Here is a 13,385-nt window from a genome sequence, read left to right on the forward strand (position 1 = left end):
ACGCCGGCTTCGACCATGGTCGGGGCCGGCGCTGCGGCAACTTCCGCTAGGCTGGGCCGATGGCCTTTGATGCGTTTGCCCTGATCCTGACCATGCTCGGCCTGGGCATGCTGTTCGCACGCCTGCGCGCGTTGCCCGACAACAGCGCCGAAGTGCTCAACCGCGTGGTGCTGCTGGTATGCCTGCCGGCGGCGGTGCTCACCTATGTGCCGCGCCTGCAGCTGGATACCAGCCTGGTTGGGCTGATGGCCACGCCGTGGCTGCTGATGCTGGCCACCGTGGCACTGGTCAGCCTGGCCACGCGCCTGTTCGGGTTCGCGCGCGATGTGCATGCCGTGCTGCTGATCTGCGTGGCGCTGGCCAATTCCAGCTTCATCGGCTACCCGATGGTGCGCGCGCTGCTGGGCGACCACGCGTTGCCGTATGCGGTGGTGTTCGACCAGTTCGGCACGTTCGTGCTGCTGTCCACGTTCGGGTTGTACGTGATCGCCCGCTACAGCGGCGATGCGCCGCCCACCGCGCGCCAGGTGCTGGGTCGCATCGCCGGGTTCCCGCCGTTGTGGGCGCTGCTGTTCGCGCTGACGCTGATGCCGGTGCAGCCGCCCACCTGGATCGCCACCGGGCTGAAGCAGCTGGCCGATGCGATGCTGCCGCTGGTGATGCTGGCGGTGGGGCTGTCGATCCGCCTGCGGTTGTCGCGCGATGAACTTGCGCCGCTGGGCATCGGGCTGGTGCTGAAGCTGGTGCTGATGCCGGCGCTGGCACTGCCGATCGCCTGGGCGTTCGGCCTGCAGGGCGCGATGCTGCAGGTGAACGTGCTGGAATCGGCGATGCCGACCATGATCACCGCCGCCGCGCTGGCCATCTCACACCGGCTGGCGCCGCGGTTGGCCGCGGCGCTGGTGGGGTACGGCATCCTGCTGTCGCTGCTTACCCTGCCGGCGTGGGTGTGGGTGTTGAACCGGTGATCATTCGTCCGCGCTGACGGTACGCCCGCGTGCCCAGTCGCGCAGGCCGTTGACCTGCTCGGCCATCAGCACCGACAACGGGCGGCTGCCGCGGATCTCGGTCATCAGCAGCTCGGTGTCCAGCGCACGCTCTTCGGCATGCGCCGCGTACAGCCCGGCCACCACGGCCTGTTCGATTTCCGCCCCCGAGAAACCATCGCTGGCCGCCGCCAGCGCCGGCAGCGCGAAGTCGTCGGCGTTGAGCGTGCGCCGGCCCAGGTGCAGGCGCAGCAGCTCCACCCGGGTATTGGCATCGGGCAGGTCGACGAAGAAGATCTCGTCGAAGCGGCCCTTGCGCAGCAGCTCCGGCGGCAGCTCATGCACCTGGTTGGCGGTGGCCACGATGAACACCTGGCTCTTGCGCTCGGCCAGCCAGGTGAGCAGGTGGCCCAGCACGCGGCGGGATACGCCGCCGTCCTCGCCACCACTGGCCAGGCCCTTCTCGATCTCGTCGATCCACAGCACGCACGGCGCCAGCTGCTCGGCCGAGGCCAGCGCCTCGCGCAGGTTCTTCTCGGTCTCGCCGTGGAACTTGTCGTACAGGCTGCCGAAGTCCAGCCGCAGCAGCGGCACCCCGAAGCCGGCGGCGGTGGCCTTGGCCAGCATCGACTTGCCGCAGCCCTGCACGCCCAGCAGCAGCATGCCCTTGGGCGGATCCAGCCCGGCCGGGCCCTGGCCGCCCAGGAACACCGGGCGGCGCTGGTTGACCCAGCGCTTGAGCCGGTTGGCCCCGGCCACGTCGGCGAAGCGGGTGGTGTCGTATTCGTAATGCAGGTGCCCGGCGCGGTTGAGCAGCTCGAACTTCAGCTTGGCCAGCTGTGGCAGGTCGTCCTGGCTGATCGCGCCGTCGGCGAAGATCAGCTGGCGGGCGATCCGCCGTGCATCCACCAGGCTCAGCCCACGCAGGTTGTGCAGGATCTTCTTGACCGCATCGTTGTCCACTTCAACCCGGCGGCCACCGTTCTCGCGTGCATAGGCGGCCACTTCCTCGCGCAGCATCTTGAGCAGCGCGTTGGGGTCGGGCAGGCGCGGGTTGAAGCGGGTGGCCAGCGCCTCCAGCTCGGCCGGCAGCTCCACCTTGGCGCCGATCAGCACCAGCACGTGGGCCTCGCAGTGGCGGCGCTGGATCAGGTCGCGCAGCGCGCGCTGGTGGCTGGCATAGCCCAGGTAGGGATGGAAATCGAGCAGCAGGTAGATGCCGCGCTGGTCAGCCTGGCGGATCATCTGCAGGGCCGAGCTGGCATCGGGCGGGCCAACCGCGTCGTCCTCGCGGTCCATGTCGATCCGGCGCAGCCCTTCGGTGATGGACCAGCGGTGCAGGGCCCGCCAGACATGCATCAGGGTCTGCCGGAACAGCTCCACCACACGACCCTCGTCCTGGGTCTCGATCACGATCAGCGGGGTATTGGCGCGGATCAACGCGCTGAGGTCCTGTAACTCGCTCATGCCGGCTTGCAGTCCATTGGATCGCGCACGATAGCAAAGCAGCGCGGGATGCAGGAGGTTCAGCCGCGCGACTATCTCCATCACGGAGGGCGGTGTACGCTCGGGTCACGTTCCCCGGAAGCGAGGCTGGCATGAAGACGATCCTGGTAGCCGGTTCCAAGGGTGGGGTGGGTAAATCCACCATTGCCACCCACCTGGCGGCACAGGCCGCCTTGGCCGGCAAACGGACCGTACTGGCCGACGCCGACCCCCAAGGCTCCAGCACCCGCTGGGCCGAACGCCGTGCCGGGCTGGAAAGCGCGGTGCTGCCCATCGATGCCAGCGGCAAGCACCCGCTCAAGCACGTGCCCGACGATACCGAGGTCCTGGTCATCGACGCCCCCGCCGGGGCCCGCGCCGGTGAGCTGGACGCCTTCCTGGACGTGGCCGACGCCGTGGTGGTGCCGGTGCTGCCCTCGGCGCTGGACATCGAAGCCATCGTCGGCTTCCTGAATACCCTGTCCAAGGTACCGCGCGTGCACAAGCGCAAGCTGCCGGTGGGGCTGGTGCTCAACCGCACCAAACCGTGGACCCAGACCTCCCGCCAGGCCGAGCAGATGCTGGAGGAGTGGCCGTACCCGGTGGTTGCCAAGCTGCGCGATACCCAGGGTTACGTGGTCATGACCGGCCTGGGCCGCAGCCTGTTCGATTACCGCTCCGCGCAGGTGCGCGAGCACCAGAGTGACTGGGAGCCACTGTTGAAGTGGTTGAAGATTGCCTGAGCCAGAAGAGAGCCTTATGCGAGAACTGATCCTGCTGCGCCACGCCCATGCCGAACCTGCGGGTAACGGCCAGGCCGACCTTGACCGGCCGCTGTCGTCGGTTGGCTTGGCCGAAGCCGAAGCCGCCGGCAAATGGCTGAAAGAAAACAAGCTGCTGCCCGACTGCGTGCTGTGTTCACCGGCGCGGCGTACCCGCGAAACGCTGGAAGCCGTGCTGGGCATCACCGGGTATGCCGAACAGAAGCTGGAAGACGGCGTGTATGAGGCGACCCCCGGTGCACTTTTCGGCCTGGTAAGTGACCGTGCCGATGTGGAACGGCTGTTGGTGGTGGGCCACAACCCGGGGCTGGAGCAGTTCGTTCCGTTCCTGACCGATGGAACCAGCAGCGACTACCGTGGCATGCCGCCCGGCGGTATCGCGGTCCTTACTTTCGAGGGTGCCATCGAACCCGGTGCGGCCAAGCTGACCCAGTTCTGGTGGCCGTAAGCCGTGACAGCAGTAAAAACCCTTTTGTGCTGTCTGCTCGGGCTGGCGGCGGGGGTGGCGCGTGCCGAACCCCCGGTGCCGGCCCTGCCCCCGGCCCAGGCCGCACCCAAGCAGGTGATGGAGCTGGATACGGCGCGCTCGCGCCTGGGCTTCGAGATCCGCACCCGCCTGGGCCAGCGCATCGAAGGGGTGTTCCCGCGCTTTGAAGGCCGTATCGACGTGCTGTCCGATGGCCGCCACCAGGTCCATCTGCGCATGTTCACCGGCTACGTCGAGATCCCCGGCAAGGACCGCTACACCGGCTGGATGCGCGGCGAGGAGTTCTTCGACGCCGGGCGCTACCCGGTGGTGGAGTTCGATTCGGTGCCCTACGACCCGCAGCTGGTCGAAAAGGGCGGCGGCATCCATGGCCGCTTGATCCTGCGCGGGGTGTCCCACCCGGAGACCCTGCAGGTCGAACCGGCGTCCTGCCCCCGGGCCGGGTATGATTGCGACGTGGTCAGCCGCGGTACCGTCCAGCGTGGCCGGTATGGAATGGACAGCTGGCAGCTAGCCCTGAGTGATCGAGTGACCTTCGTCCTGCGTGCGCGTCTCAACGAGGCGCTGAAACCGTGAATCCCCTGTTGCGGGTGGTAGTGCTGGCAATTCTGTTGCTGGGCAGCGGCTGTGCGTCGCTGTCCAACGCGCAGCGCGAGCGCGCGGCCGGCATTGCGGCACAGGCGCGTTCGCATACTGTTGATTGCGACAAGCCCGACCGCTGCGCACTCGATTCGCCGCTGCGCGCCCTCGGCGGGCAGGCTTTCAGTGAATCCACCGAAGCGGCCCCGCGCCATTACGCCACCATCCTGGACGAAGGCGAGACCGCGCTGGTGGCGCGCATCAACCTGATCCGCAGCGCCACCCGCAGCATCGACCTGCAGACCTACATCTTCGACAAGGACGACAGCGCCCGGCTGGTACTGGACGAACTGCTGGCCGCCGCCCGGCGCGGGGTGAAGGTGCGGGTGCTGATCGACCAGCTCTCGGCGATCTCCGACCTGGAGATCCTGGCCGCGCTGGCCAGCAGCCACCAGAATTTCGAGCTCCGCGTCTACAACCCGACCTTCGGCAAGGCGCGGCTGAACTACGCCGATTACGCCGGCAGCGTGATCTGCTGCTTCCGCCGCTTCAACCAGCGCATGCACAACAAGCTGCTGGTGATCGACGATGCGCTGGGCGTGGTGGGCGGGCGCAACTACCAGGACGACTATTACGACTGGGACAGCGAATACAACTTCCGCGACCGCGACGTACTGCTGGCCGGGCCCGAAGCGCGCGGCATGGCCGCCAACTTCGATGCGTTCTGGCACGCCCAGCGCAGCGTGCCGGCCGAGCGCCTGAACGACGTGGGCAATACCCTGCTCAAGCAGGGCGCCCCGGCCATGCCGCCGGCCGACTACCGCCGCCCGGCGCGGGTGGAGCAGGTGATCGATGAAGCGGTCGACCCGGCCTACATCCAGCGCATGTTCGTGGATACCGCGCTGCCGGTGCGCTCGGTGCGCTACGTGGCCGACCTGCCGCGCAAGCACCGCCGCGAGCGCGCCAGCCAGCCGGCCAACGGCCAGCACGTCACCGAGCCGCAGCTGGATTCGCTGATCGCCGGCGCGCAGACCGAAGTGCTGCTGCAGACCCCGTACCTGGTGCTGTCCAAGCCGGCGCGCAAGTTGTTCGAAGCACTGCGCAAGCGCGAACAGCCGCCGCGCATCGTGGTCTCCACCAACAGCCTGGCCGCCACCGACAACCCGATCGTCTACGCGCTGTCCTACAAGTACAAGCGCCGCAACCTGCGCGAGCTGGGCTTCAACATCTACGAATTCAAGCCGTTCCCGCTGGATGCGCCGGTCGACTACCGCAACCTGGTGCCGGCCCCGCTGGGCACCGCGCCCAGCAGCGACAGCGGGCGCAGCAGCCTGCTGGGTGGCAGCGCGGCCGGCAGCAACGCGCGCAGCAGCGGCAGCAACCGGCGCAGCGCGGACACCACGGGCGCCACCGAACAGCCCGTCGCGCAGGAACAGGATGACGCCGGCACCGTGCCTGCCGGCGACGACGCCGGCGACCGCCCCCAGCCCACCCCCGGCCCCGCCGCGCGCCGCCGTACCGACGGCAGCGTGGTGGAACGCCGCGTGCTGCGTGCCGAAACCCGGCCCTCGTTCCTGGGCACCAAGGCGGTGAACAAGCCGCTGCCGGTGACCCGCAGCGGCGCGCGCATGGGCCTGCACGCCAAATCGCTGGTGGTGGACCGCCGCATCGGCGTGATCGGCACCCACAACTTCGACCCGCGCAGCGAGAACTACAACACCGAAGGCGCGGTGATCATCGATGACCCGGCCTTCGCCGAAGCGCTGGCGCAGAGCATCCTGCGCGACATCCACCCCAAGAACTCCTGGGTGGTGGCGCCGCGCACCAAGCCGCCGGTGCTGTCGGGCCTGAACTACAGCGTTGGCAAGGCCTCCGAGGCACTGCCCGTGCTCGATTTCTGGCCGTGGCGCTACGCCACCGATTACGAGTTCCAGCCCGGCCCGAACTGCCCGGAGCCGCTTCGCCGCCAAGACCCGGACTTCCACAGCTGCTACACCGCCGTGGGCGACTTCCCCGAGGTCAACGTCGGCCCGAAGTGGCTGCTGGTGCGCATGCTCACCGCGTTCGGCGCCGGCCTGGTGCCCATCCTGTAATTCCTTGTCGTTCCACGGAGGCGCTGCATGTCCCAGGTATTCCGCGAGCCGGTCTCGATCGAGTCGCTCAACGCGCTCAGCCGCAACACCCTGATCGAACACCTCGGCATCGTCTTTACCGCCGCCGGTGACGACTGGGTCCAGGCCACCATGCCGGTCGACGCGCGTACCCGCCAGCCCTACGGCATCCTGCACGGCGGCGCCTCGGTGGTGCTGGCCGAAACCCTGGGCAGCAGCGCCGGCAACCTGTGCGTGGATACCCGCGAACAGGTCTGCGTGGGCCTGGAGATCAACGCCAACCACATCCGCGCCCAGCGCGGTGGCACCGTCACCGGTACCGCGCGCGCCGTGCACGTGGGCCGCAGCACCCACGTGTGGGACATCCGCATCGAAGACGAGGCCGGCAAGCTGGTCTGCACCTCGCGGCTGACCCTGGCCGTGGTCCCGGCGGTCCGCCCGGGCTGAGCCCGGCTTGACCTGCTGTGGCGGATGGCCCGCCACGCTGGCAGACCCCGCAGCGCTCGGGTATCGTTCGCGGATGACTTCCCCCCCTTCGGCCTCGCGTGGCGGCGTGGCGCGTGTGTGCCGTTACCTGTACCGCGTTCCCCTGCTGCTGGTCCACCTGCTGCTTTTCCTGCCGCTCCTCCTGATCGGCATGCTGCCGCCGTGGGGCAACCTGCGCGTGGGCGGGCGTACGCTCGAGCACCTGCTGGTCAATGCCTGGTCGGGCGGGCTGATGTGGATCTTCGGCTTCCGCCTGCGCCGCATCGGCACGCCGTTGCCCGGCGCGGTGCTGTTCGTGGCCAACCATGTCAGCTGGGTGGACATCTCCATGCTGCACAGCCAGCGCATGATGGGCTTCGTGGCCAAGCGCGAAATCGCCGGCTGGCCGGTGGTGGGCTGGCTGGCCGCACGCGGGCAGACCATCTTCCACCAGCGCGGCAGCACCGAATCGCTGGGCGGGGTGATGCAGCTGATGGTCGAGCGCCTGCAGCAAGGCAAGGCGGTGGGCGTGTTCCCGGAAGGGCGCACCCGTGGTGGCCATGAAGTGGGCCCGTTCCATGCCCGCATCTTCCAGGCCGCAGTGGAAACCCAGGTACCGGTACAGCCGGTGGCGCTGCGCTACGGCGTGCGCGGCGACGCGCAGACCGTGGTCGCGTTCGGCGAGCGCGAAAGCTTCTTCGCCAACTTCCTGCGCCTGCTGGGGGAACCGGCACGGCGGGCCGAGGTGCATTTCCTCGCGCCCATTGGCACCCATGACCTGGAAGGCCGTCGCCGCATCGCGGAAACCTCGCGTACGCGCATCGTGGCGGCCATGAACGCCGAATAGCGCGATGCTGACCGCTGCCGACTACTGTCCGCCGCGTTGGCTGCGCAACCCGCACCTGCAGTCGATGCTCAGCTCCAGCCGCATGCGCATGCAGCGCGGCCTGGTGCTGCTGGCCGCCACCGGCGCGGTGACCGAAGAGCTGATCCTGGACGGCGGCGAAGGCGTGCGCCTGCAGGGCTGGCACAGCCGTATCGAGGGCCGTGAACCGGTCGGCATGGCGCTGCTGCTGCATGGCTGGGAAGGCAGTTCCGAATCCAGCTACATGCGCATGACCGCCGCGCGCATGCTCGAGGCCGGCTATGACGTGGTGCGGCTGAACTTCCGCGACCACGGCAACACCCACCACCTCAACCCCGGCATCTTCCACTCCAACCGCATCGACGAAGTGGTGCAGGCCGCCGGCGACATCGCCCGGCGCTGGCCGCAGCTGCCGCTGGTGGCCGCCGGCTACTCGCTGGGCGGCAACTTCGTGCTGCGCCTGGCGCTGCGCGCGCCCTCGGCCGGGGTCCCGCTGCGCCGGGTGGCCTCGGTCTGCCCGGTGCTGGACCCGGCGATCACCATGGAAAGCATCGAGAACGGCCCGGCGATGTACGACTGGTACTTCCGCCGCAAGTGGGCCGGCTCGCTGCGCCGCAAGCGTGACCTGTTCCCCGAGCTGAGCGACTGGGACGACCGCGTGCTGAAGCTGGACATCCGCGCGCTGACCGCCTGGCTGGTGGAACACCACACCGAATTCGGCACCCTGCAGGCCTACTTCGACGGCTATTCCATCGCCGGCGACCGCCTGGCCGGGCTGGAAGTCCCGGCCGACATCCTGATGGCCCAGGACGACCCGGTCATTCCCTACGCCACCTTCAACGGCTGGCGGCTGCCGGCCCATGCCCGGCTGGAAATCGCCCCGTGGGGCGGCCACTGCGGCTTCCTGGAAAACTGGCGCGGCGATGGCTTCTCCGAACGCTGGGTAGCCCAGCGGCTGAGCCTGGAAGCGCTGCGCTGAGGCCCGGCCCGGCGCGCCGGCGCCGGTGTTCTACAATCGGGGTTTGACCCCAAGCCGGACCGTCATGCAAGACACTATTCTCCAAGCCCTGCGCCGCAACGCAGTGGAAGAAGCCGCGCAGCTGGCGCGCGAATGGATCCAGGCCGAGCCGGAGCAGCCGCAGGCGCACCGCTGGCTGGCCCTGGCACTGCAGCAGCAGGGCCAGTACGACGGCGCCCTGGACAGCCTGCAGCGCGGGCTGGAACTGGCCCCGGACAACGCCGAACTGCACCTGCAGCATGCCGGCCTGCTGCTGGCGCTGCGCCAGTTCGACGCCGCCAACAGCGCGCTGGACCGCACCGCCGAGCTCAACCCCAACGAACTGTCGGCCTACCTGATGCAGGCCCACCTGGCGTTGTCGCGCAACGACGTGGACGAGGCCGAGCGGATCACCCGCACGGCCGCGCGCGTGGAGGAGGACAACGCGGAAGTGGTGGCGCTGCAGGGCATGATCGCGCTGCGCCGCAATGATGCCGACCGCGCGCTGGCGCTGCTCTCGGCCGCCAGCCAGGCGCTGCCCAACGACGCACGCATCCTGTACGCGCTGGGCTTTGCCTACCTGGGCAAGGACCTGCTGGCGTTTGCCGAGCAGGCCTTCCGCCGCGTGCTGGAGATCAACCCGGGTATCACCTCGCTGCACGGCCTGCTGGTGCAGCTGGCCCTGCGCCAGGGCAATACCGAAAACGCCGCCGCCATCGTGGGCCAGGTGCTGGCCCAGCCCGAGACCGACACCCCCGCGATGCGCCGCCTGGCCGGCGAGCTGGCCCTGCAGTCGAGCCAGCCGCTGCAGGCGCTGGAACACCTGCTGCCGGTGCTGGAACAGTGGCCGGCCGACCGCCAGACCCTGCAGCTGCTGTTGATGGCCTGGCAGCGCCTGGGCCGCGAGCAGCAGGCCCGCGACACCCTAGATGCCGCGCTGGAAACGCACCCGCAGGAACACAACCTGTGGATGGCCCGCCTGGCCATTGAAGTGGTCGGCAGTGCCGAGGCCGCCGCCGTGGCCGATCGCTGGATCGCGGCCGTGCCGGGCCACCTGCCGGCGCTGGAAGCGCGCCTGCGCCTGCACGACATGGCCGGCGATGCCGCCGCCGCCGAAGCGGTGGCGCGCCAGATCATCGCCATTGAACCCGGCCGGGCCAGCGGCGAAACCCGCCTGGTGGATGCCCTGCTGGCGCGCGACCCGGCTGCCGCGGTCGCCCACGTGCAGGCGCTGGTCGACGCCCAGCCCGAAGCCGACCGCGGTGCGCTGCGTGCGTGGCTGGGCAGCGTGCAGGACCGCGCCGGCCAGTTTGATGCGGCCCTGTCGACCTGGGCCGACCTGCATGCCTCCGAATCCTCGCAGCGCCTGCCGTTGCCGCCGCAGGCCAAGGCGCCGCTGACCTGGCCGGAGTCCGGCAGCATTCCCGACACGATCAGCGCGCGCCCGATGTTCGTCTGGGGCGCGCCGGGCTCGGGCGTGGAGCGGGTCATCGCGGCCATCGCCGCCGGCAGCAAGGTGCTGCGCGGCGACCGTTTCGGTCCCAACCCGCCCAACGATGGCTTCCAGAGCTACCACACGCTGCAGGACCTCTCCACCGGCAAGCTGGCGCCGGAACAGCTGGTCGAGCAGTGGCGCGCGCAGCTGCCCGAGCGCGGCCTGGCCGACGCCAACGTCATCGACTGGCTGCTGTGGTGGGACAACGCGTTGCTGTGGTCGCTGCGTCCGCAGCTGCCGGAAGGCCGCCTGCTGCTGGTGCTGCGCGACCCGCGCGACATGCTGCTGCAGTGGCTGGCACATGGCGCGCCGACGCCGTTCGCGGTGAACTCGGTGAACGAAGCGGCCGAATGGCTGACCCGTTCGCTGACCCAGATCGCCACGCTGCACGAGCAGGACCTGTACCCGCACGCCCTCGTGCGCGTCGATGACATCGGCAACAACCCCGAGGCCATGGCCGCCCAGCTGGGCAGCCTGTTCGGCGTGCAGCTGCCGCCGGCGCGGACGCTGGGCCCGGCACGCCTGCCGGCCGGTCACTGGCGCCACTACCGCGAGGCGCTGGGGTCCGCGTTCGCCCAGCTCACCCCGGTCGCGGTGCGGCTTGGCTACCCGGAAGCGTAAGGAGAACGTTGCAATGAAACTGACCAGTTCCGCCCTGCGCAACGGCGCACCGATCCCCGCCACGTTCGCCGCGGGCGATGCCAACGGCTTCGCCGCCAACCGCAATCCGCCGCTGGCGTGGAGCGACGTGCCCGAGGGCACCCGCTCCTTCGCCCTGCTGTGCATCGACCCGGACGTGCCGACCGTGCCCGACACGGTCGGCCGCCACGACCGCAGCGTACCCGCCGACCAGCCGCGTGCCGACTTCACCCACTGGGCGATGGCCGACATTCCGGCCGACCTGCGCGGGATCGAAGAAGCCAGCTGCAGCGATGGCTTCACCGCCAAGGGCAAGCCGCAGCCGGCCGGCCCGGCCGGTGCGCGCCAGGGCCTGAACGATTTCACCGGCTGGTTCGCCGGCAACCCGGACATGGCCGGCCAGTACCTGGGCTACGACGGCCCGTACCCGCCGTTCAACGACGAGCGCGTGCACCGTTACTTCTTCCGCCTGTTCGCGCTGGACGTGGCCACGCTCGAACTGCCCACGCCGTTCACCGCCGCCGACGTGCACAAGGCCATGCACGGCCACGTGCTGGCCGAAGCCGCGTTGCACGGCACCTACACGCTCAACCCGGCGTTGGCGTAAAAAAAAGCCGCCCGATCAATCATCGGGCGGCACAGTGCATCGGTAGCGCCAGCCGTTGGCCGGCCCACGCCATGCCGGTCACTTCTCGATCGCGGACTCGACAACCATATCCAGCACATACGCCTTCGACGACGCATCGGCCGGCGGGTTGGCCACGTTGAAGCGCTTCACCCGCAGCACGTTGCGCGTGCCCGCTTCGTGGGTATAGCCCTCGATCACGTCGTAGAAGTTCTCGAACGCGCCCGGCGTACCCTGCTTGAGCCCCTTGTCGTCGAAGTGGATCTCACGGGTCTGCAGGCACTGTTTGTCGCGGATCATCGGGTGCGGGCACGGCTTGGTCTGCGCGGCCACCTCGATGAAGATCGTCTCGCCCGGGCCGCCGAAGCGGGTTTCGGCGGTCGGCTGCGGGCTGAACACCAGCACGTCACCGCTGGCGGTGCGCAGGGTCAACTGGCCTTCGCCGCCCAGTTCGGTCTTCAGCGCGCCTTCCAGCCGCGAGCCCACCGCCTGGTCCAGCGCCATCAGCGCCTTGTCGGTGCAGGCCATCATGGTCGAGGCCATCGGCGAAACGGTCAGCGTGCCGTCGGCCAGGGTGTAGCCCCCGCCCATGCGGTTGCAGGTATTGCTCACGGCCAGGCGTCCATCGACGAAGTCCAGCGTGACCGGCTTGTCGGCGCGCGCGAACAGCGCATCGATGCGCTTGCCGGCGCTGTCGGTGGCGCTGTCGAGCACCCAGTGGTTGCCCTGCAGGCGCTGCACGTCCAGCTGCGCGGCGGCCTTCTGGTCGGCCGCAGCGGTCGGGGCCGGGGCCAGCTCGTCGCGGCCGGTGCCGGGGGCCTGGCTGGAGGGGTTGCTGCACGCGGCCATCAGGGCCAGCGGCAGGATCAGCATCAGGTTGCGGGTGGTTTTCATGGACATCTCCTTGGGAATCCGGGGAATAACGTGGGAGCACCCCGGGTGGGGTTGCGGCGGCGCGGCGCTGTTCAGTTACCAGCAGGCAGGAACAGCAGCAGGCCCGCGCCGAGTGCGATCCGGTAGAACGCAAACGCCGTGAAGCGGTGGGCCTTGATGTAGCCCAGCAGCCACTTCACTACGACGAAGCCGGTGATGACAGCGGCAACGAAGGCCACGCCCACGTCGGTCCAGTTCTCGGTGGCCAGCTTGCCGTCCTTGGCAAGTTCCAGGAACGCGTAGCCACTGGCAGCGAACATGGTGGGAATGCCCACCAGGAACACGAATTCAGTGGCGGCCGCACGCCGGCTCAGGCCGAACAGCATGGCGATGAAGATTGCCGCCGCCGACCGCGAGGTGCCCGGGAACACGCCCGCCACCACCTGCGCCAGGCCGACCAGCACCGCCACCTTCCAGGTCACCTCGTCGCGGTCGGGCAGGCGCGCGGTGCGCGCTTCCACCAGGATCATCCAGATGCCGCCGATGATCAGCGCCCACGCCACCGGGGTCACCGTCTCGGGAAGCTCCCAGCCGGCCAGCCGCACCGGCAGGCCCACGATCGCCGTAACCAGGAACGCGGTGCCCAGCTTGAGCACGTAATCGCGGTTGGCGCGCTCGTGCAGGCCGGTGGCCAGCGTCCACAGCCGCTGGCGGAACACCAGGGTGATGGCCAGGATCGCGCCGGCCTGGATGATGATGTTGAAGAAGTCCGAGCGTGCGCCCAGCCAGTGCTGGGCGATCAGCAGGTGGCCGGTGCTGGAAATCGGCAGGAATTCGGTAAGGCCTTCAAGGATGCCCAACAGCAGGGCGGAGAACAGATCGGACATCGGCGGGCAGTGGCTCGAAGGTAGCGCCGGGCCATGCCCGGCTGAATCGGTGGGTACAACCGGGACGTTGCCGGCTGCGCGTCTGGCAAATCATAAAACAACAACAGCC

At 69.2% G+C, this 13,385-nt stretch carries 13 protein-coding genes; 10 read left to right on the top strand and 3 right to left on the bottom strand.

Annotated elements, in window-relative coordinates; all coding sequences use genetic code 11:
* Positions 1-59: 59 nt before the first annotated feature.
* Complete coding sequence (locus NMB40_RS18840; protein ID WP_494359436.1) at positions 60-968, top strand: AEC family transporter; 909 nt, start codon at positions 60-62, stop codon at positions 966-968.
* On the opposite strand, the gene NMB40_RS18845 is transcribed toward NMB40_RS18840, so the two are convergent.
* Positions 969-2,453 (bottom strand): AAA family ATPase, encoded by a 1,485-nt coding sequence (locus tag NMB40_RS18845; RefSeq protein WP_448141604.1) that lies wholly within the window; start codon positions 2,451-2,453, stop codon positions 969-971.
* 131 nt (positions 2,454-2,584) lie between these two features.
* On the opposite strand from NMB40_RS18845, the gene NMB40_RS18850 reads away from it, so the two are divergent.
* From NMB40_RS18850 to NMB40_RS18890, 9 genes are all read left to right on the top strand, one after another.
* Entirely contained in the window at positions 2,585-3,214 is a 630-nt protein-coding gene (locus tag NMB40_RS18850) for a ParA family protein (RefSeq protein WP_217538716.1), read from the top strand.
* Between the two features lie 16 nt (positions 3,215-3,230).
* The gene (locus NMB40_RS18855) at positions 3,231-3,701 is read left to right on the top strand and encodes a SixA phosphatase family protein (protein WP_494359437.1); all 471 of its coding nucleotides are present in this window, start codon (positions 3,231-3,233) and stop codon (positions 3,699-3,701) included.
* Positions 3,702-3,818: 117 nt separating this feature from the next.
* Complete coding sequence (locus NMB40_RS18860) at positions 3,819-4,316, top strand: YceI family protein (RefSeq protein WP_282245754.1); 498 nt, start codon at positions 3,819-3,821, stop codon at positions 4,314-4,316.
* A complete protein-coding gene (locus tag NMB40_RS18865) occupies positions 4,313-6,412 on the top strand; it encodes a phospholipase D family protein (protein WP_494359438.1) in 2,100 nt (699 codons plus the stop codon). Before NMB40_RS18860 ends, NMB40_RS18865 begins: the two co-directional genes overlap by 4 nt.
* Before the next feature lie 27 nt (positions 6,413-6,439).
* Positions 6,440-6,877 (top strand): hotdog fold thioesterase, encoded by a 438-nt coding sequence (locus NMB40_RS18870; protein ID WP_494359439.1) that lies wholly within the window; start codon positions 6,440-6,442, stop codon positions 6,875-6,877.
* A gap of 73 nt (positions 6,878-6,950) precedes the next feature.
* Positions 6,951-7,742, top strand: coding sequence for a lysophospholipid acyltransferase family protein (locus NMB40_RS18875; RefSeq protein ID WP_494359440.1), 792 nt, complete (start codon positions 6,951-6,953; stop codon positions 7,740-7,742).
* Between the two features lie 4 nt (positions 7,743-7,746).
* A complete protein-coding gene (locus NMB40_RS18880) occupies positions 7,747-8,739 on the top strand; it encodes a YheT family hydrolase (RefSeq protein ID WP_494359441.1) in 993 nt (330 codons plus the stop codon).
* Between the two features lie 64 nt (positions 8,740-8,803).
* Entirely contained in the window at positions 8,804-10,873 is a 2,070-nt protein-coding gene (locus NMB40_RS18885; protein ID WP_494359442.1) for a tetratricopeptide repeat protein, read from the top strand.
* 13 nt (positions 10,874-10,886) lie between these two features.
* Complete coding sequence (locus NMB40_RS18890; protein ID WP_494359443.1) at positions 10,887-11,498, top strand: YbhB/YbcL family Raf kinase inhibitor-like protein; 612 nt, start codon at positions 10,887-10,889, stop codon at positions 11,496-11,498.
* 78 nt (positions 11,499-11,576) lie between these two features.
* Here the strand turns inward: NMB40_RS18890 and NMB40_RS18895 are convergent, their stop codons facing one another.
* A complete protein-coding gene (locus tag NMB40_RS18895; RefSeq protein WP_494359444.1) occupies positions 11,577-12,410 on the bottom strand; it encodes an META domain-containing protein in 834 nt (277 codons plus the stop codon).
* 71 nt (positions 12,411-12,481) lie between these two features.
* On the bottom strand, positions 12,482-13,276 hold the full coding sequence (locus NMB40_RS18900) for an undecaprenyl-diphosphate phosphatase (protein WP_282247836.1): 795 nt from the start codon (positions 13,274-13,276) through the stop codon (positions 12,482-12,484).
* Between the last annotated feature and the right edge of the window lie 109 nt (positions 13,277-13,385).

The sequence above is a fragment of the Stenotrophomonas sp. FBCC-B152 genome (assembly GCF_059134105.1).